This window comes from Clostridium porci (genome assembly GCF_009696375.1).
In the GTDB taxonomy this organism is placed as follows: domain Bacteria; phylum Bacillota; class Clostridia; order Lachnospirales; family Lachnospiraceae; genus Enterocloster; species Enterocloster porci.
The window spans coordinates 376,451-401,548 of record NZ_VUMD01000001.1 but is presented as its reverse complement, the minus strand read 5'-3'; the positions used below and the strand labels follow the sequence as shown (position 1 = coordinate 401,548).

The 25,098-nt window shown below is 47.0% G+C and carries 25 protein-coding genes; 4 read left to right on the top strand and 21 right to left on the bottom strand.

Translation table 11 applies throughout. The annotated features are described in order from the left end of the window. Nucleotides 1-60: 60 nt before the first annotated feature. The 12 genes from hisG to FYJ39_RS01755 form a co-directional block, all read right to left on the bottom strand. Nucleotides 61-711: an ATP phosphoribosyltransferase gene (gene hisG, locus FYJ39_RS01810; RefSeq protein ID WP_154470750.1), complete on the bottom strand. Its 651-nt coding sequence runs from the start codon at nt 709-711 to the stop codon at nt 61-63. A 17-nt stretch (nt 712-728) separates the two neighbouring features. Next, entirely contained in the window at nt 729-1,994 is a 1,266-nt protein-coding gene (gene hisZ / locus FYJ39_RS01805; protein WP_154470749.1) for an ATP phosphoribosyltransferase regulatory subunit, read from the bottom strand. Between the two features lie 232 nt (nt 1,995-2,226). Further along, entirely contained in the window at nt 2,227-2,760 is a 534-nt protein-coding gene (locus FYJ39_RS01800; RefSeq protein ID WP_154470748.1) for a Holliday junction resolvase RecU, read from the bottom strand. 225 nt (nt 2,761-2,985) lie between these two features. Continuing rightward, nucleotides 2,986-3,807 carry a MerR family transcriptional regulator gene (locus tag FYJ39_RS01795; protein ID WP_154470747.1) on the bottom strand — a complete coding sequence of 274 codons (822 nt, stop codon included), beginning with the start codon at nt 3,805-3,807 and terminating at the stop codon, nt 2,986-2,988. Nucleotides 3,808-3,913: 106 nt separating this feature from the next. Beyond that, a complete protein-coding gene (trpS, locus tag FYJ39_RS01790) occupies nt 3,914-5,011 on the bottom strand; it encodes a tryptophan--tRNA ligase (RefSeq protein ID WP_154470746.1) in 1,098 nt (365 codons plus the stop codon). A gap of 134 nt (nt 5,012-5,145) precedes the next feature. Then, the gene (locus FYJ39_RS01785) at nt 5,146-6,174 is read right to left on the bottom strand and encodes an RluA family pseudouridine synthase (protein ID WP_154470745.1); all 1,029 of its coding nucleotides are present in this window, start codon (nt 6,172-6,174) and stop codon (nt 5,146-5,148) included. A gap of 192 nt (nt 6,175-6,366) precedes the next feature. Next, nucleotides 6,367-7,128 carry an SDR family NAD(P)-dependent oxidoreductase gene (locus FYJ39_RS01780; protein WP_154470744.1) on the bottom strand — a complete coding sequence of 254 codons (762 nt, stop codon included), beginning with the start codon at nt 7,126-7,128 and terminating at the stop codon, nt 6,367-6,369. A gap of 8 nt (nt 7,129-7,136) precedes the next feature. Next, the gene (locus FYJ39_RS01775) at nt 7,137-9,191 is read right to left on the bottom strand and encodes a YgiQ family radical SAM protein (protein ID WP_154470743.1); all 2,055 of its coding nucleotides are present in this window, start codon (nt 9,189-9,191) and stop codon (nt 7,137-7,139) included. After that, nucleotides 9,188-9,850 (bottom strand): HAD family hydrolase, encoded by a 663-nt coding sequence (locus FYJ39_RS01770; protein WP_154470742.1) that lies wholly within the window; start codon nt 9,848-9,850, stop codon nt 9,188-9,190. Before FYJ39_RS01770 ends, FYJ39_RS01775 begins: the two co-directional genes overlap by 4 nt. 79 nt (nt 9,851-9,929) lie before the next feature. Continuing rightward, nucleotides 9,930-10,673 carry a pseudouridine synthase gene (locus FYJ39_RS01765; RefSeq protein WP_154470741.1) on the bottom strand — a complete coding sequence of 248 codons (744 nt, stop codon included), beginning with the start codon at nt 10,671-10,673 and terminating at the stop codon, nt 9,930-9,932. A gap of 18 nt (nt 10,674-10,691) precedes the next feature. Next, nucleotides 10,692-12,113 (bottom strand): RsmF rRNA methyltransferase first C-terminal domain-containing protein, encoded by a 1,422-nt coding sequence (locus FYJ39_RS01760; protein ID WP_154470740.1) that lies wholly within the window; start codon nt 12,111-12,113, stop codon nt 10,692-10,694. A 281-nt stretch (nt 12,114-12,394) separates the two neighbouring features. Continuing rightward, nucleotides 12,395-13,231, bottom strand: a complete 837-nt coding sequence (locus FYJ39_RS01755; protein WP_154470739.1) for a M23 family metallopeptidase — start codon at nt 13,229-13,231, stop codon at nt 12,395-12,397. A 53-nt stretch (nt 13,232-13,284) separates the two neighbouring features. On the opposite strand from FYJ39_RS01755, the gene FYJ39_RS01750 reads away from it, so the two are divergent. Then, nucleotides 13,285-14,226 carry a nucleoside recognition protein gene (locus tag FYJ39_RS01750; protein ID WP_154470738.1) on the top strand — a complete coding sequence of 314 codons (942 nt, stop codon included), beginning with the start codon at nt 13,285-13,287 and terminating at the stop codon, nt 14,224-14,226. 30 nt (nt 14,227-14,256) lie between these two features. On the opposite strand, the gene FYJ39_RS01745 is transcribed toward FYJ39_RS01750, so the two are convergent. The 4 genes from FYJ39_RS01745 to FYJ39_RS01730 form a co-directional block, all read right to left on the bottom strand. Further along, nucleotides 14,257-14,889: an ATP synthase subunit B family protein gene (locus FYJ39_RS01745; RefSeq protein WP_154470737.1), complete on the bottom strand. Its 633-nt coding sequence runs from the start codon at nt 14,887-14,889 to the stop codon at nt 14,257-14,259. A gap of 37 nt (nt 14,890-14,926) precedes the next feature. Beyond that, a complete protein-coding gene (gene coaD / locus FYJ39_RS01740) occupies nt 14,927-15,412 on the bottom strand; it encodes a pantetheine-phosphate adenylyltransferase (RefSeq protein ID WP_154470736.1) in 486 nt (161 codons plus the stop codon). Continuing rightward, on the bottom strand, nt 15,413-15,970 hold the full coding sequence (gene rsmD / locus FYJ39_RS01735) for a 16S rRNA (guanine(966)-N(2))-methyltransferase RsmD (protein WP_154470735.1): 558 nt from the start codon (nt 15,968-15,970) through the stop codon (nt 15,413-15,415). Between the two features lie 120 nt (nt 15,971-16,090). Further along, nucleotides 16,091-16,768: a TIGR00266 family protein gene (locus FYJ39_RS01730; protein ID WP_154470734.1), complete on the bottom strand. Its 678-nt coding sequence runs from the start codon at nt 16,766-16,768 to the stop codon at nt 16,091-16,093. A 503-nt stretch (nt 16,769-17,271) separates the two neighbouring features. Between FYJ39_RS01730 and FYJ39_RS01725 the strand changes: the two genes are divergently transcribed. After that, nucleotides 17,272-17,475, top strand: coding sequence for an alpha/beta-type small acid-soluble spore protein (locus tag FYJ39_RS01725; protein WP_054346044.1), 204 nt, complete (start codon nt 17,272-17,274; stop codon nt 17,473-17,475). A 126-nt stretch (nt 17,476-17,601) separates the two neighbouring features. Here the strand turns inward: FYJ39_RS01725 and FYJ39_RS01720 are convergent, their stop codons facing one another. Together FYJ39_RS01720 and recG are read right to left on the bottom strand one after the other, a co-directional pair. Continuing rightward, on the bottom strand, nt 17,602-18,117 hold the full coding sequence (locus FYJ39_RS01720; protein WP_154470733.1) for a nitroreductase family protein: 516 nt from the start codon (nt 18,115-18,117) through the stop codon (nt 17,602-17,604). A gap of 55 nt (nt 18,118-18,172) precedes the next feature. Further along, nucleotides 18,173-20,221 (bottom strand): ATP-dependent DNA helicase RecG, encoded by a 2,049-nt coding sequence (gene recG, locus FYJ39_RS01715; RefSeq protein ID WP_154470732.1) that lies wholly within the window; start codon nt 20,219-20,221, stop codon nt 18,173-18,175. A gap of 426 nt (nt 20,222-20,647) precedes the next feature. On the opposite strand from recG, the gene msrB reads away from it, so the two are divergent. After that, entirely contained in the window at nt 20,648-21,637 is a 990-nt protein-coding gene (msrB, locus tag FYJ39_RS01710; protein ID WP_154470731.1) for a peptide-methionine (R)-S-oxide reductase MsrB, read from the top strand. Nucleotides 21,638-21,723: 86 nt separating this feature from the next. On the opposite strand, the gene FYJ39_RS01705 is transcribed toward msrB, so the two are convergent. The 3 genes from FYJ39_RS01705 to FYJ39_RS01695 form a co-directional block, all read right to left on the bottom strand. Further along, nucleotides 21,724-22,431, bottom strand: a complete 708-nt coding sequence (locus tag FYJ39_RS01705; protein WP_154470730.1) for a Bax inhibitor-1/YccA family protein — start codon at nt 22,429-22,431, stop codon at nt 21,724-21,726. 112 nt (nt 22,432-22,543) lie between these two features. Further along, on the bottom strand, nt 22,544-24,244 hold the full coding sequence (locus tag FYJ39_RS01700) for a DAK2 domain-containing protein (RefSeq protein WP_287847507.1): 1,701 nt from the start codon (nt 24,242-24,244) through the stop codon (nt 22,544-22,546). 13 nt (nt 24,245-24,257) lie between these two features. Next, nucleotides 24,258-24,614: an Asp23/Gls24 family envelope stress response protein gene (locus tag FYJ39_RS01695; RefSeq protein WP_154470729.1), complete on the bottom strand. Its 357-nt coding sequence runs from the start codon at nt 24,612-24,614 to the stop codon at nt 24,258-24,260. A 170-nt stretch (nt 24,615-24,784) separates the two neighbouring features. On the opposite strand from FYJ39_RS01695, the gene rpmB reads away from it, so the two are divergent. Then, the gene (rpmB, locus tag FYJ39_RS01690; protein WP_154470728.1) at nt 24,785-24,970 is read left to right on the top strand and encodes a 50S ribosomal protein L28; all 186 of its coding nucleotides are present in this window, start codon (nt 24,785-24,787) and stop codon (nt 24,968-24,970) included. The last annotated feature ends 128 nt before the right edge of the window (nt 24,971-25,098 follow it).

The window sequence follows — 25,098 nt, the reverse complement described above, 5'->3', positions numbered from 1 at the left end:
TCACCGCCTGCTAAAAAAGGCGCGTTTGTATGGCCCAAAAGGCGATTCAGCTGCGTGCCATCACCCGCCCGTTTCCTTTAAAAGCCCCTGAAAATCCTTGATAATCCTGGTAATTCGCTGATTCTCCGTTTTCATACTTACCTGGTTGACTACCATTCTGGCAGACAGGCCGCATACCTCTTCCAGAACCGTAAGTCCGTTTTCACGCAGGGTAGAACCCGTTTCCACAATATCCACGATTACCTCTGAAAGTCCAACAATAGGAGCCAGCTCGATCGATCCGTTCAGCTTGATGATCTCAACCGTCTGGTATTTTTGGTTATAAAAATAATCCTTTGCAATATTGGGATACTTGGTAGCCACCCGTATCAGCTCATGATGCTTCAGACGCTCTCTGGCTGTTTCCGGACCGCAGACGCACATCCTGCATTTTCCTATGGCCAGATCCATAACCTCATAGAGCTTGCGCCCTTCCTCCAGGATAGTATCTCTTCCCACAATTCCAATATCCGCTGCTCCGTACTCTACATAGGTAGGCACATCCGAGGCCTTTGCCAGAAAGAAGCGCATCCCCAGCTTTTCATTTACAAAAATCAGCTTTCTGGAATCCTCGTCCTTCATCTCATCGCAGAAAATGCCTATGGCCTCAAACATTTTCATTGCCTTTTTTGCCAGTCTTCCCTTAGCCAGGGCAACTGTTAAATATCTCATCGCTCCTGCCTCCTTGCTTATTCATAGGCAGAGATGGGAATTTCATCTGCACTGCCATTTACCATATCCATTGCCGTAACTATAAGGCCGTCTTCCTTAAGGTAAAGCAGATTCCTCATATTCCGTTCCACAGCCATATTCCGGTAAGAGTCCAGGGAAATCCCATCCTGCCGCCTCATGGACTGAACCGCTATTTTTCTCTCCCTGAAATACCTGCCAAGAAGAATGGCTCTGTCTCTTGCGGAAGTCTCGTAGAGAATCACTGTATTCACCAGAGACACCGGCGTGTCAATCTGCTGCCTTAACAGGGCCGCCATCAGCTGATCCACTACAATGACAAAGCCCACCGCCGGAGTATCCTTGCCAAACTGCACCAACAGCTTGTCATACCGTCCTCCTGTAACAATATAATCACCAGTACCATATGTATATGCCTTAAAAATGATCCCCGTATAATATTGGTACTTGCTCAGCATTCCCAAATCGTAGGAAACATAATCCGCCAGGCCATAGCTCTCTAAAATCCTGTGCACCTGCTTTAGACGCTCGATAGCAGCCAGGGCTTGGGGATTGCCAGTCAGCTTTCCGGCCTCTGTAATCCGATCCAGAGGCCCGAAGAATTCAGGAAGCTTTAAGAATACGTTCTTAAGCGCCTCATCCATTGATTGGCTTTTGAGAAGCTCCTCTACTCCAAAGTAGTTCTTATTCTCAATAAGCCGCTTTAGTTCTTCCTCCACAGACTCATCCAGCCCCGCCTCTGATAAAAGACTTCTGTAAAATGCCACCTGCCCCAGCTCCACCTGAAATTCTTTCAGCCCGGCAGCCCTTAAGCTGTCGATGACCATGGCGATCATCTCTGCATCTGCGTCCGCCGAGTCGTCCCCGATCAGCTCCGCCCCGGTTTCCGCCCGCTCCTTCAGCCTCCCCTGATAGCTGGTGTTGTTTTTGAAGGTACGCTCCAGATAGCAAAGTCTAAGAGGCATGACGTCATCTGCGAAATACTTTGCCACGCACCTGGCCACTGCAGGCGTCATATCTGGACGAAGCACCAATGTGCTGTTATCTCTGTCAAAAAATTTGAACATCTCCCGATCAGAAACGCTTCCCCTATCCTTACTGAAAATATCAAAATACTCAAAGCTGGGAGTCTGTATGTGCTCATAGCCATAAAGATACAGGGTATTCAAAATTTTATCCTGTACTGCCAGCTTCTTTCTGCATTCTCCATTGTAGCTGTCTTTCACTCCCTCCGGAGTATGAATCAAACGATTATTTCCCGTCATACGCAGTTCCATCCTAATCCTTTTTGCTTTCCTAAAGTAAAGTGATAATTCGTTAACGTAATGGTTTTATTATAGGGGAAAGAACAGGAATTGTCAATCAATTTTCCTTGCAGCATACGTTTATTTGCGAGTCCGGTCAACGGCAAGTTGCCAGAAGCAAAGCAATACTGTCAAAGCTTTGTCCAATCGGTTTCCATACAAAATGCCTGGACAGGAGCACCTACCCCGTCGGTCAGCCTCTCCTGTCCAGGTCTTTTTGTATGGCTTCCAGATAATGAACCAGCATATCCCTGTGAGCCCGGATTTTCCAGCCCTTATCCACCTCATCATAGGTGAAGCTTTTCCTTCCGCCCTCCTCCATCCGCTTCCAAAATCCTGCCAGCTGATCAAAGGGAAGATAATACATCTCATCCATCCCTGTAAAATACAGGATAATAAAGGCAATCCCTCCCTGCTCTTCAAATTCCCTCATAAACTGGATCTGATGAGGATGGATATTCTGGAGAGGAAAGGTTTTCATAGAACATTCCTTAGCGTCAAAGCACACTGGAATCCCCTGTACCGTTCCGATATAATCTACCGTACTTTTCTGGTCAAAATAGGCTAAAGTAATATGCCGGCTGCTCTTGTCAATCTCAATAGGAGTAATAGGAGTAGGAATCTTTTGAATCAGTCCCAGCTTTCTTTCCCGGTAGCTGTCATTGGTATGATTAATCAAATCCTCAAGGGTAGAGCCCCTCAGTCCTCTCGTATTCCAGGTTCCCATGCAATGCGTATTCCTTTCCTCTCTTTGTCTTGCCCCGTCTGCCAGGACACGTTTGAAGGAAGCCTTTCAAAATAGGTTTATGCAGATTCCGCATAATGAAACACGGCTCCAATCGCTAGAAAGGCCACTTGGAACCGTGTTTTTCTGTTTCAGGCAGCTGCTTTTTCTTCAACCTGCTATCCCATTTCTATTTGAGAACATTCCCCATACGTGATTTTCCGAAGGTCATACAGTACTCTGGCTAGGCTGCTCTTTAACCGGGAAATATATCTGTGTCACCCATTCCTCTGGAGGCAGCTTGTCAAATTGGGTTTTCAAATAGATTTCATAGGGCGCCCCGTCCAGTTTAAAGCCTCCTGCATTCATCCAGGCCATGACAGCGCCGTAGGCATCCGGAAGTCCAGAATAAGGGCCCTTGTGGATGGTGGTTGCGCATAGGCGCTCCGGCATTATGAAATCCGCCTTCTCCCTTTCTTCGATTCCAACTGCCAGTTCAATATCACTGCAGGCCGGGTCAAACTCCTGATCATGGTAGATAGCCATGGTTATACCGTTTGCCGTCAGATGCTCCCTTGAAATCCTCTCATATACCTTTCCATAATAGGTTCCGAACTCCTCCACGGACATCCTTGCCCTGACGGTGAGAAGAACCTGCTCTTCTCCTTTCTTAAGCGCTACCTCATAGTTTTTCTGATAACTTATAATATCACCTGTCCTTTCAAACTCCTCCAGATGGCGATCCATCTCACGGAGCGTTATGGATATATGTTCCATCTGCCGCTCCATGCGGAATTTCTGTTTGTAAAGCTGCCGCAGCAGCTCCTGGTTATCCTGTATACTCAGGAGCTTGTGAATCTCAGACAGGGAAAATCCATACCGTTTCAGTCTTCCAATGAGCAGCATCATACCGATCTGAGCGTCCTCATAGTACCGGTAGCCTGTGGCGCCGTCCGTTTTCCAGGGCTTAAAGAGACCGATTTTATCGTAATGATGCAGCGTTTTCACGCTAACCCCGCACACCTTTGACATTTGTCCTATCGTCAGCATGTCCCTTCCTCCATCTGTTTTTATTGTTCCGGAACTGCAGTCAGTATAATGCCTTACCTTAGGGCAGAGTCAAGGCTTTTTTATAGCTTTAGTTAAATAGCGCCTATTAATTTATCTGACCGGCTCTGAACCGTTCAGACTGCTCCGCAATTAATTCCTTATCCTCAAAATAGTTAATCTTCATTGCCCTCTTTATCTCTGTCAATGTCCGGGCCGCCTTTGCGCGAGCCTTTCTGCTTCCATCTTCCAGAATCTTATAAACAGAGGGGATATCCTCTGTAATCGCTTTGCGGCGCTCACGGATCGGGCGCAGCTCATCCTGAATGACAGAATTGAGGAAGCGTTTCACCTTCACATCTCCCAGGCCTCCTCTTGTATAATGCGCCTTCAGCTCATCCAGATTCTTATATTCCGGCAGGTATTGTTCAAAATGCTCATCCCTGCAAAATGCATCCAGATAAATAAACACAGGATTTCCCTCCACCTGTCCCGGCTCCTCCACTCGCAGGTGATTGGGGTCAGTAAACATTGACATAATTTTCTTCCTGATGTCCTCCTCGGAATCGGACAGGTAGATACAGTTACCCAGAGACTTGCTCATCTTAGCCTTTCCATCAATACCCGGAAGACGCAGACACGCCTTGTTGTCAGGAAGCAGGATGTCCGGCTCCACCAGAGTCTCCCCATATACAGAGTTAAACTTATGGACAATCTCTCTGGTCTGCTCAATCATAGGAGCCTGATCCTCTCCTACCGGAACAGTGGTTGCCATAAAAGCAGTAATATCCGCAGCCTGACTGATGGGGTAGGTAAAGAAGCCTACCGGAATGCTTGTCTCAAACTTTCTCATCTGGATTTCCGACTTAACCGTAGGATTCCTTTGAAGTCTGGACACTGTTACCAAATCCATATAATAGAAGGTCATCTCACATAGCTCAGGAATCTGAGACTGAATGAACAGGACTGATTTTTCAGGGTCCAGTCCGCAGGCCAGATAATCAAGGGCCACCTCGATAATGTTCTGGCGCACCTTCTCTGGGTTGTCCGCATTATCCGTCAGAGCCTGGGCGTCTGCTATCATAATATAAATCTCATCATATTCTCCCGAATTTTGAAGCTCCACTCTCCGTTTTAATGAGCCTACGTAATGTCCCACATGAAGCCGGCCCGTAGGACGGTCGCCGGTCAGTATAATTTTTCCCATTTGATTGTTCCCTCTCGTTTTTCAAGACTGGGCTGTCTAAACCCGAACGCATTTTTTGCTTTTAATAGCATAACCCAAAGATGAACTCCTGTCAAGAAGCCCCTGGACAGCGCCATAACAAGGCTGTCCTGGATTTATAAATTCTCACCCTGCATCACCCTGCGAAACAGTTCAGGCAGCGGGGCGGTAAACTCCCTTCCGCTAAGATGGGCAAGGGGAAGGGAAAGTCCCTCTGGCATTACCAGTTTCCAGGAGTGCAGCAGTTGGGAGCGAAGCCCGTATTTAACCTTCATCGCTTCATTCAGGCTTCTGCTTCCATACTTGCAATCCCCTAATATAGGATGGCCTATGGAAGCCAGATGGGCCCGAATCTGGTGGCTCCGTCCTGTAATCAGCGTCACCTGGAGCAGCGTACAGGTACCGTTCCCTGACAGAGGAAGATACTCAGTCATGATAGGCACGCTGTTTTCAGTCTCCAGGGGATAGACAGTTACTGTGTTGGCTGTTCCATCTTTTTTCAGGAACCCAGCTATAAGCTGCTTTTTCTCCACCTTGCCCGACACGATGCACTGATAATATTTGTGTATGCTTCTGTCCTTAAACACCTGGTTCATAACCTGCAATCCTGCCAGAGATTTTCCTGCCACCACCAGGCCGCTGGTGTTCCGATCCAGCCGGTTGCAGATGGAGGGCCGGAAGGTCCGAAGCTGGCTAACAGGAAGCCGGCCTGATTCAATGAGATAGTTCAATATGTGCTCATTGAGAGCTACATCCCTTTCTTTGGCCTTCTGGGACAGCATGCCGGAAGGCTTATTCACTACCAGAATATGAGAATCCTCATAAATAATATCAAACCTTTTTCTATCTGCACAATGGGAGATGCCAGTTACTGGCCTGCACTTAGCCGGAGCCCTGGTTTCAAAGGCAGGAGACGTTGGAACAGGACTGGAAAATATTTCTATGGTTTCATCTGAAAGAAAAAGCTGTATGGCATCGCCTATCACAAGCCGTTCGGAACCGTCGCACTTCCTTCCGTTCAGCGTAATATTCTTTTTCCTCATCATCTTGTAAAGAAAGCCCTTGCCTGCCTGATTTAAATATTTCGCAAGCAGCTTATCCATCCGTTGTCCGGCTTCATTAGGCGTTACGATTAATGTCTGCATATAAGGATTCTCCTTGTAATTGCCTGGATGTATAATGGTATGACGTTTGGCAAATCATTTGCCGCCGGCTGAGGACAACGCTTCAAACCGGCGGTCCCGAATTAAGCGTAGTGGAGCCGCGTCAAGGCTTGCCAGACTGTGCTGTAAAAACTTCAGATCCGCATATGGGCGGTGTGATTTGCGAATGGCGCCCTAGCTACACCTTTCCATCATTAACAAAAGCCACCTGTGGGGCAGCGCCTTGCACAGCAGCCGAAAGGCCTTCATCGTCACTCCATACACAGAAATATCCCTGCCTGCCACGCTGTCCCGAATAGCCTTTGCAACTACCCGCCTGGGATTTGCCATCACCAGCCGTTTGTAAAGAGGTATTTCCCCTGTGGTTTCCGCTATATCGAAAAACTCTGTTCTCACAGGACCAGGGCAGACTGCCGTTACATAGATATTCCTTCCCCTTAGCTCCTGGTTTAAGGCACGGCTGTAGTTCAGCACAAATGCTTTCGTTGCCGAATAAACGGCAAAGCCAGGCTGAGGAAGAAACGCCGCAGAGGAAGCAAACTGAATGATGCGGCTGTTACCGGTCATATAGGGAAGAACCATGCGGGTGACAGCGCAGAGTGCTTCACAGTTAAGCCTTACCATATCTGTTTCATCATACAGGCTTAGAGCCTCCACCTTTCCGATTTTTCCAAAGCCTGCTGCATTTACCAGAAACTTCACCTCCGGCTTTTCAAGCTCCAAGGCCCTCTCCAGAATCTGGCGGTCTCTGTCCAGGGTTAAATCCAGAGGAAATTTTCGCAAAACCACTCCCAGCTGGCAATCCAGCTGATCCATGCGCTCCCTTCTTCTGGCAATAATCCACATCTCATCAAATCCATCAAAATGCTCCCACAGCTGGATAATCATTTCCCTGCCCATTCCAGAGGAAGCTCCTGTTACTACGGCAATCTTCATATTAAAATTCACCCCTTCTTTTTGTGAACATTACGGATGGTGTTTTTGGGACGGGTGGATGTGGCTGCCGGGGATGGGGAGCCACTTTTTCCAATTCGGCTCCTGGCTGCCGTCCCGCCTCCTCCGGCCCTTTTCCCTGTATCGATCTCCGGTTTTGAGATCTTAAAGCCATGAGTGCCTCCTGGCCTCTTTGTGCCGCGCCTATCGGCCGGAGCCTTCATGCCATGCCCCAATGCTTCATTTTGTTTAGCTCCTCCCTGACGGTTTCCCCTGGGACGTATCAGGCACTTTCTATCATATCCAATCAAATCCATCCGTCCTGCAAGTTTCAGAGCCTCTGCCACCAGATCATAATTCTTCGGGCTGCGGTACTGGATCAGAGCTCTCTGCATCGCCTTCTCATGAGGGCTAACAGGAACGTAAACCTGTTCCATCGTGCGGCAGTCGTATCCTGTATAATACATGCAGGTGGAAATCGTAGAAGGCGTAGGATAGAAATCTTGAACCTGCTCCGGCATATAGCCCAGATCCCTGAGATATTCGGCCAGCTCCACCGCCTCCTTCATAGAGGAACCAGGATGGGAGGACATCAGATAGGGTACAAGGTACTGCTCCTTCCCCAGACGGTTATTCATCTCCTTATAGGCACGTACAAACTGTTGGTAAACCTGGTTCTTTGGCTTGCCCATCCGGGTCAGAACCTTGTTCGCCACATGCTCCGGCGCTACCTTCAGCTGTCCGCTGATATGGTGCTGGCATAGCTCCTTAAGAAATGTCCTGCTTGCGTCAGCCAGCACATAATCAAACCGGATACCGGAACGGATAAATACCTTTTTCACCCTGGGAATTGCTCTCAGTTTCCTTAACAGAGCAATATAATCGGAATGATCCGCCTTCAGGTTTTTACAGGGCTCAGGAAACAGGCACTGCTTATTGGGACAGGCGCCCTTTGTCATCTGCTTTTCACAGGCCGGAAACCGGAAATCTGCCGTTGGCCCTCCCACGTCATGAATATAGCCTTTGAAATCTGGGTCCTTTGTCAAGCCTGTTGCTTCTTCTATCAAGGATTCATGGCTTCTTGTCTGAATAATTCTTCCCTGATGAAAGGTCAGAGCACAAAAGCTGCAGGCTCCAAAACACCCCCGATTGCTGATTAAGCTGAACTTAATCTCCCGTATGGCCGGCACCCCTCCCAGATCTTCATAAGAAGGATGGTAGTTTCTCATATAGGGCAGATTGTAAACCCGATCCATCTCCTCCTGACTCAGAGGCTTTGCGGGCGGATTCTGCACCACATAAATCCGCTCCCCATATGGCTCTACCAGACGCTTTCCGGTAAATGGATCTGTATTGCTGTACTGGACGTAAAAGCTCGCTGCATAGCTCCTTTTGTCTGCCTGAAGCTCCCGAAAATCCGGCAGAAGCTTATAATCATGGACAGCCTCCAGGCTTTTTGTTTTATAAACGGTTCCGTCGATAAATGTAATGTCCTTTACATTAATTCCCCTTTTAAGGGCGTCAGCAATTTCCACAATGGATCGCTCTCCCATTCCATAGGAGATCAAATCCGCCTGAGCGTCCAGAAGAATGGAACGCTTCAGCCGATCAGACCAATAATCGTAATGAGCCAAACGCCGCAGGCTGGCCTCTATCCCTCCTGCAATCACAGGAACATCCTTATAAACGGATCGAATCAGGTTGCAGTAAACCACAACCGCGTAATCGGGACGTTTTCCCATTACGCCTCCCGGCGTATAGGAATCCTCCTTTCTGCGCTTTTTAGAAACAGAATAATGGTTCACCATAGAATCCATATTCCCCGCTGAAACCAGAAATCCCAGCCTGGGACGGCCCAGTACCTGAATGCTTTTCGGGTCTTTCCAGTCCGGCTGGGCGATAATACCCACCCTATAGCCATGAGCCTCCAGCATCCGGGAGATAATGGCAGTACCAAAGGATGGATGATCCACATAGGCGTCCCCGGAGATATAAACAAAATCACATTGCTTCCACCCCCGGATGCTCATATCACTCCGGTTCATAGGTAAATAATCATGCTTCATCCTGCTGCTCCATTTAGTAATTCAAAATAATCTCTGATATAGTAATCTGCCAGCTGCTTCTTTTCCTCCTTCATGTCCAGTGAAAAGGCATCCTCCACAGCAAACACAGTCATTCCCGCCCTTTTTCCTGCCTGAATACCTGCCGGGACATCCTCAAATACCACGCAGTCCTGCGGATCTACCTGAAGCCTGCCTGCCACATTCAGATAAATATCAGGCGCAGGCTTTCCGGCAGCTACCTCACAGGCTGTAGCTACCACCTGGAAGTACCGGCGTATGTCCAGAGAATCCAGAACCGCGTCTACCATCGCCCTGCCGTTGCTGGTCGCGATCCCCGCCGCCATTCCATGATCTTCAATATAATCTAAAAATGCTCTGGCGCCAGGCTTTAGGGGTACTTCCTTTTGATACTTTCCAAGGGCCATCTGGACCCAGTCTTCCTTGATCTCATCCAGAGAAGCCTCCAGCTTAAACCGAATCTTAAAATAAGCCGCTGTTTCCGTAAAGCTCATCCCTTCGATTTCCTTCTGTAAATTCTCCGGGCATTCCACGCCAAATCTGGCCAGATACTCCACATCAATGGCTCTCCACATCCACATGGAATCCACCAGCGTTCCATCCAGGTCAAATATTACCGCTTTTTTATGATTTAATCTCATTTTCTCCAAATCCCTCTTTTTTATAGAACTCCCTTTACTTAAGACGATTGATTGTTATGTGTTTTTTCAGGAGATTCGTTTATTTTCCTGACTCACCCTTCTGTAACGCCTGAAGCTCTGTCTCGCTTAAAGGCCGGTACTGTCCAGGAGCCAAATTCTCATCCAACGTAAGCGGCCCCATAGACAGACGCTTAAGATAAACTACCTGGCAGCCCAGAGCCTGAAACATCCGCTTTACCTGATGAAATTTCCCCTCATGGAGCGTCACCTCCGCCTCATACCGGCCAAGAATCCTTAAATGGGCCGGCAGCGTCCTTGTGCCGTCCTCCAGGAACATGCCCTCCTCAAACTTCTGCTGTGCATCAGACGGCATTTCTCCCTGAAACCGGACTCTGTAAACTTTATCTACATGCTTTTTCGGTGATAGAAGACGATGCGTTAAAGCTCCGTCATTCGTAATCAGAAGAAGGCCCTCTGTATCAATATCCAACCGCCCCACAGGAAACAGATCCTTGCGGAGCGCCGTATCAATCAACTGAACTACGGTAGTGTATCTTTCATCCTCTGTCGCGGACACAACACCCTGAGGCTTATTCAGCATATAATACTCCATTCCGGCATAGGCAACCGCCTCTCCGTCCAAACAGATCCTGTCAAACTCCGGATTCACCTTCCCCTCTGGAGATTTTACCACCCGGCCATTTACCTGGACATGCCCCTTTTGAATCAGCTCCTTCACCTGGCTGCGGCTGCCCTGTCCCATTTCCGCCAGAAATTTGTCAAGGCGCATTGCAAAAGCCTTGCTCCTTCCCTTTTCTGCCATTTTTCACTCTCCTGTCTCTTATTGCCATCTCCAGCCTGAATAATATTTATTCTTAAGGCTCATACCCATTCCCTTACACCATCCCAGAGGAAATTCATCCATCATAACCAGGCTCCAGCCCGTGAGAGGCCTCTCCTCCTTTGCAAGCGAAAGAGTCTCCCCCTTTAAATACCGCAGAATCCGTTGGTCTCCTTCCTTCAAACGCAGAACATTTGAATACTGATCTGCCTTTAAGGCCATAGCAAGAGCCTGGGAGGGTTCAAACCGCCCTTTCTTAAGCGCTCCCATCAAAAGTCCTGTGCGCAGAAACCGAAGGGGAAGATTCCGTTCCAATCCCTGAGGCAGATAATAGATCTGCTCCTGATGAATCACCACCCGGCTCATATCCAGCTCCATTCGTATATCAGATAGGAAATTCTGCAAATTCTTCTGCCCTTCACCTGTTTTGGAATACATGTCTTTGCCCGGAATTCCTGCTGAGAGTTTTCTTTGTGACACCTCTTTTTTACTACCATCGGCAGGAGAGCTTCCCCCTTTTCCCTTTCGTAAAAGAGCCAGAAAATGTCCCTCTCCCTTTAGGCGGTGGGGAAACAGTCTCATACACCCGGAAAGCCCCGCTCCGTCACAGGAGCCCGGAGCCTTAGACAAGTCCAGCTTTACCAGCTCAATCTCAGGATGCTTCTCCAGAACAGACAGAACCGTCTCTTCATTCTCATACCGTGAAAAGGTACAGGTAGAGTAAAGCAGAAGCCCCCCTGGTTTAAGCATCCCTACCGCTGCTTCCATAATCTTCCGCTGCAAAGGACCATAATAGGCTGGCCCCCTCTCTTCCCAGTCCCTTACCATAGAATCCTCCCGCCGGAACATTCCTTCTCCTGAGCAGGGTGCATCCACCAATATTTTATCAAAAAACTCCGGCCACACCTGGGCCAGCTGCTCCGGGCTCTCACTGGTGACGCAGATATTGGCAGCGCCTGCCAGCTCCAGATTCTTAAGCAAGGCTCTTGCTCTGGAATAGCTGATGTCATTCGCTACCAGCAGTCCCTCCCCCTGAAGCTTTGAGGCCAGCTCTGTACTCTTTCCCCCCGGCGCCCCACACAAATCCAGCACCTTATCTCCCGGAGTTACTGGCAGCATTGCCGCCGGAGCCATAGCGCTTGGCTCCTGAAGATAATAAAGCCCCCCATAATAAAAGGGATGCTTAGACGGCTTAGGCTCTGCCCCCTCATCATAATAAAATCCCTTCTCAGTCCAGGCTACCGGCTCCAGCTTCCAGGGAACCATTTCTTTAAGCCTCTCCGGCTGGAGTTTCAGCGTATTCACCCGAAGCCCCGGTTTCCACTCCTCCCGAAAGCTATCGATATATCTATCATACTCCACTCCCAGAAGCGTTTTCATCTCTGCCAGAAACGCTGCCGGAAGCTGGTTTATATCCATCATACAAATTACCTCGTCCGTTCGTATCATTACACCCTTAGCGGCCTGACTCCAGAGTCCCTGCCTCTATCCTAAGCGTACATTTTGATGCCAGCAACTCAATGGCCATGACAAATGGATACCTGTCCATAAAACTACTGCCGGGTTTAGCATCATAGGATCCCACTGTCCTTACCTGACTCTAAGGCTTCGCCAGGTGTTCCAAGTATATCATAATTCCCCATGCAGTGGAAGCAGGAAATCACATGATAATTTTAAGATCTCCTTCTCCTTCCCCGCAGCCTCTAATACGAAAACACCAGCTTCCTCTTTTCCAGATATCGGAGTATCCAATAAGGGTTTACGCTCATTTCCTCAAAATGATCCGTCCTTATGTAAATTCCAAGGTGTAAATGGACATCAAAATTACCTGTAGTACCTTCTGTCTTTCCATACCCTGTATCTCCCATATAGCCCAGAAGCTCCCCCGCCTTTACCCTGTCCCCCTCCTTCCATTCTCTGGCATAATTATACAAATGAGCATAATACACATAAGCGCCTCTCCTTGTCCGTATTCCAATGCGCCATCCCCCCATCTCCAGCCAACCAACCCGCTCCACCGTCCCATCGCTAATACTGACCACCGGATACGAGCCTCTCGGCAGCTTATCTCCCATAATATCGCACCCCTCATGCTTTCGTTCGCCCTGACCTTTTTCCTCTGTTTTCTGACTGTCCTTCACGTAGCTTCTCCCCTCCATCCATCCATTCTCAAACACCACCTTGGGAGTATCCCTGTTAGAAGAAGCGGGAACCGGAAAATAAACCAAATCCCCCATTACTGTCTCATAAGCATTTTTCAGCTTCCTGTAATCTGCCGGTCTTGCAGCAAGCAGGAGACGGTTGCTGTACCTTATATCCTCCGCCTTGGTCAGGTCATAATCATGCTCAATCATCAGGGTAGTAAGCTTGTCAAAATCCAGACTTTCCCATTTGCCAATCCCATCACCCAGCTTCATTGCCCGGAATTCGCCGCTCTCCCAGGTATAAGGCCCAAGCTGGTAATAATCAGGATTCATAACCAGATAATTGGTGATAGAATACTGGAACACAGCTAAAATCAGGATAAGAACCAAAGGCATAGCACATCATCCTCTGCAATATATTGTATATAAATGATTGTATTCAGGTGTCTATGAAAAAATCCATTCTTGGAACCCTGTCTGTCCTCTGTCTGCTTATGCTTCTGTTTAATCCCCAGTTAGCCCTTGAGGGAGCTAGACAAGGTCTGATTCTTTGGGGAAATATCGTCCTGCCAACCCTTCTGCCCTTTATGATATGCTCCGGCGTTATCGTAGCTATGGATGCCATCTGCATTCTCACAGGCCCCTTTAAGCCGATTCTGTCAGGACTTCTCAAACTGTCGGATCAGGGCAGCTATGTGCTTATGAGCGGACTTCTCTGCGGCTATCCAATGGGAGCTAAAAATGCCAGTGATTTTCTGGACAGCAGACGTATTTCCCCGGAGGAAGGCCGCTACCTCCTTGCCATCGCAAATCACCCAAGCCCCATGTTTGTTCTGGGCTATATAATGAGCCAGATATCCTTGATTCCAGATGTGGGAAAAGCCTGCTCTCTGTGGATCACAGCCGCCTCACTTTATCTTCCAATTCTTCCAATTTCTATTTTAGCCAGAGCCTGCTATCACTATAAAAGATTGGATGATCCAGAAGCCGGGAATCAGCTATATTCCAGTTCATCCTTTTCCTTCGATGAGCATATGATGAGCTCCTTTGAAACCATGACAAAAATAGGAGGCTATATCATGCTTTTTTCTATTCTGGCTCTTTACCTAACGGTTTTTCCCCTTCCCCTGCCGCCATTGATACGTCCCGCCCTTTTGGGAGCAGTTGAGATTACTACAGGAATACAGGCCATTGTCCAAAGTTCTTCCGGTCAGACAGGCGCACTTCTTGTGATCGGTTCTGCTGCCTTTGGAGGCTTCTCCGGCATCTTCCAGACAAAAAGCGTATTAAAAAATGCCGGACTGTCCATCCGGCACTATATATTTTGGAAGCTGCTTCATAGCGCGCTGTCCTGTATCTTGTTCTATGTATTCATGTGCCTGAAAGCCTGATATGCTGTCTTACGCAGTGTTAAGGCTTTGCTACATAAGCTCCGCCCCGCTATCCGTTCCCTTCGATGGCTCCTGCTCGCCACTTCTGACAATTCCGCCTGACAGCTCATTTCTGTTGGAGGAGACAATATCATAGCTGGATTGCATAGACGCCATAAACGAGTCAAAGCGTCCCCTGGCCCCTTCCATAGAGTGGGTGATAATCGTCTGAAGGCTGTTCAGCATATCATCCGTATACTGAATGGCGCTTTGGCGAATATCGTTGGCGTCGTTAACCGCGCTGTCAATCATAGCCTGCGCCTGCATATTGGCCTGTTCCATTACCTCATTGGCATGAGCATAGGCATGCTGCATAATCTCGTGCTCATTAATCATCTCCGTAGTCTGCTCGCTAGCCTGGGCTACCATGGAATCTGCCTGCTTTTTAGCATCCTCCAGCATGGCGTCTGCCTGGGCCTGGGCCTCGCTGAGGATCGTGTCCTGCTGGCTGATAATTTTCTGATATTTTTTAATCTCGTCAGGAATTCTAAGGCGCAGCTCCACAAGCAACTCTTCGATCTCTTCTTTATTTACAATAATTTTGCTGTTAGACAATGCCTGAAACTTACAACTATCTATATATTCTTCGATCTCACTGATTAACTGCTCGATTCTACTCATCATATGGCATCTTCTCCTTATCCTGATTTACCCCGGTTATTTAAGCCTGGCCTCTAAATTTAGCCTGAACCATTTCTGCAACGGATGGATGCAGGAATTCACTGATATTTCCCTTATTCTCCGCAATTTCTTTCACGATACTGGAGCTTAAATAGGAATATTTCAAATTCGTAGTCAAAAATATGGTATCAACCTCAGGGGCCATGACCCGGTTGGTCTGTGCCATCTGAAGCTCGTATTCAAAATCTGTAATAGCCCGCAGGCCTCTGACAATAATTCCGCCGCTGTTCTGGCGCACAAAATCGATTAATAACCCGTCAAAGGACTGAACCTCCACATTTGGAAGGTTAGCAGTCACCTCTTTTAACATATTAACACGTTCTTGAGCAGAAAACAATGGTGATTTCATCTTATTATTCAATACACCGATAATTACCCGGCCGAACATTTTCGCTGTCCGTTCAATAATATCGTAATGCCCTAAGGTAACGGGGTCAAAGCTCCCCGGATATATGGCTGTCTTCATTTATTCTCCCCTGCCTACAAATACATGCTTGTTGTTTTTATATTCCTTGCTTTTGATCAAATGGTAGCCGGAGTCTTCCAGCCACTGAAAATCTGTTTCCTTTGAAGCCTCTATCACAATCATCGTATCCTCTGTAATCAGGGTTGAGCATGCCAGATAGTCCAGTGCCATACGTTCATCCCCATGATTGTAGGGAGGGTCCATAAAAACGAGATCAAACTGGTATTTTTTCCCTTCCAGCTTTCTGAGCCCTGCAATTACGTCGCAATTCATAACCATCGCCCGATTCTCCAGCCTTGTCCGCTCCAGATTCTCCCTGATGCAGGCAACGGCCTTAGGCGCGTCCTCTATCATCACAGCCAGGCTGGCGCCACGGCTTAAAGCCTCTATTCCAATAGCCCCGCTTCCGGAATAGAGGTCTAAAAACTTGCAGTCCCCAATCCGGGGCTGAAGCATATTAAACAGTGTTTCCTTCGTTCTATCGGTGGTAGGTCTTGTATCCATTCCCTCCACAGTCTTTAAAAGCAGCCTTCTGGCGCTGCCCGCAATTACTCTCATTTATAGCTCCTGTATTATGGCTGTGTGGTTACAGCAATTCTCATTCCAGACAAGTATAATATGAAAGGCACAGATATACAAGGACTTTTTCAGGTTTTTCCTCTCTTTTCCCCTCCCCCGCTATTTGGAGGAAGGAATTCCCTGAGCGATTCTTCCTGTAAACTCTGCAATATTCATGGTCTGCATATAAATTTTACCAGGACCTGTAAGTTTCGTGAGAAACAATCCCTCTCCACCAAACAGCATATTTTTAATTCCCTTAATCGTTTCTATCTCATAGGAGACACTTGGCTCAAAAGCAAAAATATTTCCCGTATCTACCTTTATAACCTCACCCGGAGCAAGATTTTTTTCTATCACATCCCCGTCCACCTCCAGAAAGGCCAAGCCGCTTCCGCCAATTTTCTGAAGAATAAAACCTTCTCCACCGAAAAAGCCGGCAGAAAGCTTTTTTGTAAAAAGCGTGGTTAGCTCTACGGTAGACTGGGCGCAAAGGAATGCCCCCTTCTGGCATATTAACTGCATTTTCGACACATCCACCGGAAGGATCTTCCCAGGAACAGTAGAAGCAAAGGCAATCACGCAGTTAGGCTTAGAAGCTGTGTAGGTTGCCATAAACAGCGACTCACCTGTAAACATTCTTCCAAAGCCCTTCATCAGGCCTCCCTTTACATTAGAATCCAGGGTAAGTCCCTCGCTCATCCATGCCATACCCCCGGACTGTGTGTACATAGCCTCTCCCGGCTGAAGCCTTACCTCCACTGCCGGAAGCGTATCGCCTAACATTCTGTAATCCATAAATTTACCTCCTGCGTATAATCATATCTATGTAAAATTCACTTCAATCCTTACAATACGATAGCTGTTTTTTAATCCGCCTTCACGTGTCATCAAGCCAGCGCGGTATCATATCTGACCGCATAATACTATATATCCGGCTAGGGCTTCCTTCCGGGAGCTTCCTATCCATTGGTATACCACAAAGCATCAGGCCCAGTGAAGTTTTTTGTTTATGGAACTGTGGATAATATAGGCATACTTCGGTTAGTATACCATATGTTTACACAAATTGTTTTAATTATTTCTTAAATCAACTTCCTTCTTTTTCTCAAAAACCTACCTGCCAGGATGTTTCTTCTTTGATAAAAATGAAATAATTTCACATCCTAATATTTGACAAAAAACACAAAACCTTCTAGTGTATTATTTTTTTAATTCTCACATAATAGGATTGTAGCAAAAAACAAGCCGCGGATTTCTAATTGCTTCGCGGCAAATATATCACAAGGAGGCGTTTTATTATGTCTAACAATTCTAACAAAACAAATGTACCAGAAGCAAGAGAAGCAATGGACAGATTTAAAATGGAAGTTGCAAATGAGCTTGGAGTACCCTTAACCAACGGATACAACGGTAATCTGACTTCTGCTCAGAACGGTTCTGTAGGCGGATATATGGTTAAGAAGATGATCGAGGCTCAGGAGCGTCAGATGGCAGGTAAATAAAGGTCAGACTCTGAAGTAATTTCAGAAGTACGCTGATTTTATTGCCAAACCAGCAGAAAATCCCCGGTCTATGTATTAACACAGCCTGGGGATTTTCATTTGTTCTATAAACAAGATATGCCTCTATTATTCTACAATTACTACCTTCCCAATTCTTTCTTTCTCCTCTTTTTGGTCATCTGCATAGCCCAATGCGGCCATGCCGTAAACCACATGGTTTTCAGGTATGCCAAAGGATGTCAGCAGATCCCGGACGGCAGGGTCATCGCAGATGCCCTGAAGCTGGTTGATCCATACCGAGCCAATCCCCATGGAATGAGCGGCCAAAAGGATATTTTCCATAGCGCAGGCATCATCCTCCCTGCCGTAAGGACTCTCCCTGTCATTAGAAGGTATCAGAACCGCTTCCGGCTGGTACATATCATAGCCGGTTCTTCTCAGCGTTTTTTCAATGACTGCAGCCAAAGCTTGAATCTTCTCCCGGTTCTTAACCAGAGTAAACTGCCAGGTCTGCCTGCCCATTCCGCTGGGCGCGTGAAGGGCCGCCTGGATTATCTGGCGCAGCTCCTCCTCTGGGATAGGCTTGTTTAAAAATTTTCTTGTGCTTCTTCTTGTAAGGATGGTTTTTAATGTTTCATTCATAGTTTGTTCTCCCTTCATAAACAAATAGTTTCGCTTCCATGCATATTTGCAGCGATTACAGATATACCTCTGATACCAAATACTCCTCAATCCTGCGTTTCAGCTCCCTGTGCTCCTCTTTTTCTAATTCCGGGTCCTCCTCCAGCAAACGGTTTACTTCCTCCGAAACCGTTTTAAGGATATTTGCGTCTGTAAAAATATCCGCCAGCTTAAATTCCATATCCCCGCTCTGCCTCATTCCGAAAATATCCCCCGGTCCTCTCAGCTTCAGATCCTCAGAAGCAATATAAAAACCGTCGTTGGATCGGTTCAGAATATCCAGACGTTCTTCTGTGCCCTGATCCTGAGAGCAGTTTACCATGATGCAATAGGACTGTGCCCTGCCCCTGCCTACCCGCCCCCGGAGCTGATGGAGCTGGGCAAGTCCGAAACGCTCGGCATTCTCAATCATCATTACGGTAGCATTGGGTACATTTACCCCCACCTCAATTACCGTAGTGGATACAAGAACCTGAATGTCTCCTGCCGCGAAACGTTCCATGATTGCGTTCTTTTCCTTTCCCCTCATCTTGCCGTGAAGGTATTCCACTGTGATGGAGGAAGGCAGCTCCTTTTTCAGCATTCTTGTGTAATCTAGGACATTTTCCGCCTCGATCATCTCATTTTTCTCTACCATAGGACAGATAATATAGGCCTGATGGCCCTCCTCCACCTGCTTTTGAATAAATGCGTAGGCTTTGGGCCGGTAGCTTGTGTCCACCACGCAGTTTCGAATCACCTGGCGTCCTGCGGGAAGTTCGTCTATGACTGAGATGTCCAGATCGCCATACAGGATAATGGCCAGCGTTCTTGGAATAGGAGTAGCGCTCATAACCATTACATGGGGAGTGTGTCCCTTGCTGCTTAGAAGTTCCCTCTGGCCTACTCCAAACCGGTGCTGTTCATCGGTGATCACCAGAGCCAGCTTATCATAGACAACCTTTTCTTGTATCAAGGCATGGGTTCCGATGATAATATCGGCCTCATGGCTGGCAATGGCTTCATAGGCAAGCCGTTTCTCTCTTGCTGTCATGGAACCAGTTACCAGCACAGCTTTTTTTTCAATTCTCTGCTCCTCAAACAATGCAGTGATAGACTCATAATGCTGTCTTGCCAGCACCTCTGTGGGCGCCATCAATGCCCCCTGATACCCATTATACGCAGCCTGAAGCAGGGCCAGAATGGCAATTATAGTCTTTCCTGAACCAACATCTCCCTGTATCAGCCGGTTCATAACCAGTCCCTTTTCCATATCCTGGTATATCTCCTCCAGCGCTCGCTCCTGAGCGGCTGTAAGGCTGTAGGGAAGCGCTGCTTTTATGGCGTCTGTCTCCATTCTGCGCTTTATAAAATAGGGAGAGCTTCTGTCCGCTCTCTGCTCCCTGAGCCTGCGCACTCCCACAAGAAACATAAAAAACTCGTCAAATACCAGTCTTTTTCTCGCAAAAAGCAGCTCTGCCTTATCTGCCGGAAAATGGATATGCCGGATTGCATAATTAATTTCCGCCAGCTCATATCTGCGCCTCAGCTCAGCCGGCATGTATTCCCGCTCCATCTGACGAACCTCCAGGGCCTGAATTTGGGCCTTTACGATCGTCTTGTTAGCAAGGCCCCTAGTCTGCCCATAAATAGGCTGCATGGAATTTACCAATGCCTTGTAGTCCTCAGGCGTAAATACCTGTGGCTGTTCCATAATCAGACGCCCCCGCTTTCTCACCACCCGCCCCCGGAAGATATATAGTTCTCCTGACTTCAGGTTCGTCCGCATGTAAGGCATGTTATACCAGGAGATCTGCAATGAGCCTGTCAGATCCTTATGGCGGACTGAGACAATCTGCTTATGGTTCAGACGAAGAAGCTCCGGTGGGCTTTTAAGCGCTGCCTCCACCGCCATAACGGTCTGTTCCTTTAGCTGTCCGATAGCCACCGGAGCTTCATAAGTATCATAGGCTCTGGGATAATAGGCCAGAAGCTCTCCCACTGTTAGAATTCCCAATCTTTCAAACAGCTTGCCCGTCTTTTCGCCAATTCCTTTTAATGTATTCAAGGGCTGTCCGTTTAACATGCTTTCAAACTCCTTTTGGAACCAGAATGCCCTCCATTCTCCCTTTCAGGCATCCGGTTACAGTTTCATACATACAAATTCTCTGAGCATCTTTTAAGCGCTCAGAAGCATCCGATTCCTATGTGCCGTTTATCTTCCACTGATAGCCGTATCTCATTATCCAATTATAGACAATATTGCGATTGCTAGCAAGCTTGATTTTCTTTCTATATCACTTTATCAGCTTCCTTTCATGTGATATAATACAGTAATGCAGCAGGGCTTCAAGATTGCTCTGGAGTTTTTGTACTGCCGGATTCCTGAATATAAGGAAATTATTCGTATCAAAACCTTTGGTAAACTGCTTTTTCTGGCTGAATTGGGTTCTTTACCACAGGCAGCCAAGTGAATCAGCAGTCTGCCGGCACTGAAAAGGAGGATGAAAACATGGTTTTAAAGCAGACTTATATACTGCCGGAGAGAGCGCAGGAAATCTATTTTGCAGGCGGCTGCTTCTGGGGAATGGAAAAGCTTTATCAGTCGATAAGCGGAGTCTTGTATGTGGAAAGCGGCTATGCCAACGGCAAGAAGGATATTGTTCCAGATTATAACTCTGTGGTTTTCGGCGATACCGGCTACCGTGAGACGGTCCGTGTGGTTTACGAGCCTTGGCAGGTTTCGCTGGAGCAGCTGCTGACGGCTTTCTTCTACGTCATTGACCCAACAGTCGAAAAGCAGCAGGGAAACGATACCGGCGATCAGTATCAAACAGGAATATATTATCCAGACGAAGGCTCAGGAAGGATTGTAAAAGCTTTTGCAGAGAAGGAAAAGAAAAAGCACCATAAATTCGCAGTGGAAATAGAACCGCTTACGAGCTATTTTACGGCAGAGGAATACCACCAGGACTATCTGATTAAAAATCCTGGCGGGTACTGCCATATCGCCCAGTCTGCATTTGAGAAAATAAACGAGGTAATTGGCACAAAACCCATTGGGTACGCAAAGCCCGGTGCCCAAACGCTTCGGGATAAGCTTACGGATTTGCAGTATAACGTCACACAAAAGGGAGATACAGAGCGAGCCTTTACCGGAGAATACTGGGATTTTTATGAAAAGGGCATCTATGTAGATATTGTCACCGGAGAGCCTCTGTTTTCTTCCTTAGATAAATACAAAAGCAGCTGTGGATGGCCCAGCTTTTTTGCCCCAATCAGTTATAAGAGTGTTATTTTTAAAGAGGACAGCTCCCACGGCATGAATCGAACCGAGGTAAAAAGCAGGTCGGGGGACTCTCATTTAGGACATATTTTCTATGGTGAACCAGAAAGCCCTAATGGAGTCAGATACTGCATCAACAGCGCCTCTCTGGAATTTATCCCCTACGATCATATGGAGGAACGGGGATATGGAGAGTGGATAAAGCTATTTAATTAACTCTCTTTGAGCGCCTGCGGACGGATTCCATAGAGGAAGCAGGATGACTTTTATTCCCCGCTCCTGCCTGTGCCAACTAACAGTAACTATGATTTCTTCTTACCCAAAATTCTTAAAATATACAGAAACAGGTTAATGAAGTCCAGATACAGCTGCAAAGCGGAAAAGATGGATGCCCTGGCTGCCATCTCTGGCATCTGGCCGTAATACATGTGATATGCCTGAATCTTCTTAACATCATAGGCAGTAAGAAGCAGAAATACGAAAATTCCAACTGCGCACACGGCGGTTTCAAAGGCGCTCAGGTCAATAAACATTGAAAAAATCCAAAAGAAGAACAGGAATACCAGACCTCCCATCAGAAAGGGACGCAGCCTGGCAAAATTAATATTCCCAAACCAGCCCACTGCCGCCATAATTCCGAAAAATACGGAGGTAACACCGAATACCATCCAAAGAATGGTCATATCAAAAATATACAGATAGGCAGAGAAAAAAATTCCATTTAACACTGCATACAGAAAGAACATGATCCTAGCCATGCCTACAGACATCTTTTCTATTCTTGCAGACAGGAACACCACGACTCCAAGCTCTGCAATTACCAGAGCATAATACCAATAGGGAATATAATTCAGATAAAATATAGCTCCTGTAACATACCCTCCCACTGCAACTGCAAAGGTCACCAAGAGCCCCATAAACATCCAGCCAAAGGTCTTAGCTGTGTAACGCTCCAGAGAATCCCCCTCTACTTGAACTTCATAAGAACGGTTCATCATTTCTTGATCCATATTTGTTTCTCTCCTTTCATTCATTTATCCAGCCAACTTTGTAATCGTTGAAATAGCAAAAAATATATTTAATAATCAAACCTCAATGAGTTTCTCAATTACCTGATGTTATTCATTCCGCGGAAATGAGATAGTAATATATAGGCTGGCCGCCGTACTGAAGCTCAATCTCCTTATCAGGGAACAACTGCTTTGCCTTACTTGCCAAAGCCTGGGCTTCATCATCCGTTACGCCGCTGCCATAATAAACCGTTATCAACTCTGAGCCGCCATCCAGCATAGACTTCAAAGCCTCAAGAGCCGTGTCCTCCGTCTCCTTTCCAACCGCCAGAATCCCCTGATCTCCGATAGCCATGATATCCCCCTCTTCTATATCAATGCCATCTATATTCGTGGTTCTCACAGCATATGTGACCTGAACCGTTTTTACATTCCCCATCTCAGACTTCATGTTTTCCAAATTATCCTCCGGCGACAAATCAGGCATGAAATTTATCAGAGCCGTAATTCCCTGGGGAATGGTTCTGGAAGGAATCACGATAATATGTTTGTCCTCTGTCAAATCCCCGGCCTGCTGTGCGGCCATGATAATATTCTTATTGTTGGGAAGGATAAAAATATTGTCTGCGTTCACCTTGTCAATGGCTTTTAGCATATCCTCTGTGCTGGGATTCATCGTCTGACCTCCCTCGATCAGATAGTCAGCGCCGATTCCTGTAAATATGTCGCTTAATCCCTCTCCGCTGGAAACCGCAATAAACCCGTAATCCTTGCGCTTAGGAGACTGTTCTGAAGTCTCTAAAAGAGCTTTCTTATCAGCCTGCTCCCTGGCAATCCGCTGGGCATCCTGAATCACACGTTCCTGATGCTCCTCTCTCATGTTGTCAACCTTCATACGGGATAAGGAGCCAAATGTCAAAGCCTTCTCGAAGGCCAGGCCCGGATGGTTCGTATGGACATGCACCTTTACCAGCTCATCATCCGATACCACTACCAGAGAATCACCGATAGATTCCAGATACGCCTTAAATTCCCGCTCCTTTTCCTCTGAAAATTTCTGGTCTAAATTGATAATAAACTCCGTACAATACCCGAACTTTATATCTGCTGTATCAATATCCGTCCTCGACGCCCCTGCGATGCTCCTAGAACCCCCTCCCGATTCAGATAGCCCTTCCACAGAAACAACTCCGACTTTGCCTGTAAGGCTATCAAAAGCTCCTTTTATCACCTGCATCAGTCCCTGGCCGCCAGAATCCACAACCCCTGCCTGCTTTAATACAGGAAGCATCTCCGGCGTTTGGTTCAGCACATAATCTCCATGCCGGACGACCTCTGCCGCAAACACCTCAATATCATCGGTACGTGAGGCCATCTCCAATGCTTTATCCGCCATCCCCTTGGCTACAGTCAGGATCGTACCCTCCTTTGGCTTCATAACAGCCTTGTAGGCCGTCTCCGTGCCTCTGACCATCGCATTGGCAAGTATGGTAGTGGTTAGCACGTCATTCCCCTTAATCTCCTTTGTAAAGCCTCTAAGAAGCTGTGACAGGATGACTCCGGAATTTCCCCTTGCCCCCCTCAGGGACCCGGATGAAATAGCTCTTGCCAGCTCTGCCATAGTAGGCGCCTCAAGCTCTGCCACTTCCCTAGCCGCAGCCATGATTGTCAATGTCATATTCGTTCCTGTATCTCCATCCGGTACAGGGAATACGTTGAGTTCATTAATCCAGTCCTTCTTGGCCTCCAGGGCCTTAGCTCCTGCCAGAAATGCATTTTTTACCATCCCGGCGTTAATTGTATTCATACCCACAGGTAAGCTCCTCCTAATCAATCACTCTTACACCTTCCACATAGATGTTGATCTTCTCAACCTCTATTCCGGTGAATTCTTCCACCTTGTATTTCACGCTTTCGATTAGGTTATCAGATACTGCGGATATACTGACACCATAGGATACGATTACATGAAAATCAATGGATATTTTGTTGTCAATAATATCCACATTAATGCCATGAGTCAGACTTTCTCTCTTCAAAAGCTTAACCAGCCCGTCTTTCATGCTCACTGCCGCCATGCCGACAATACCAAAGCACTCCACCGCGATGGTTCCTGCATATAAAGCAATCACATCCGGGTTAATCTGGATTTCACCCATCTTATTGCTGATTCGTCCCTTCATGCATATGCCTCCAATCTTCATACATGAAAACAGTATACACTATTTTCTGAAAAAAAGAAATAAAATTTTGCTTTTTTGCTTGCAAATTTTATCGCTTTCTGGTATCATACATTTGTTGTGGATTTTGTTAGCATAAAAATCCAAGTAACGTGTTAAGGAGGTGCAATAGTATGGCTAAGTGTGCAATCTGTGAAAAGGCAGCTCATTTTGGCAATAAAGTGAGCCATTCCCATAGAAGATCCAACAAGATGTGGAAAGCGAATGTAAAGTCCGTTAAGGTTAAAGTAAACGGAGGAAGCCGGAAGATGTACGTATGTACTTCCTGCTTACGTTCCGGCCTTGTAGAAAGAGCGTAGCGAAACAGCACATTGGTTCCTTAAGAAGGCATTGCCCTGATTATCAGTTGGCAATGCCTTCTCTTTGTGATTTTTCAATTTAATAATCCGGCTTCTTGAGCCCTGATGAAACTCCTTCCCAATCCGTT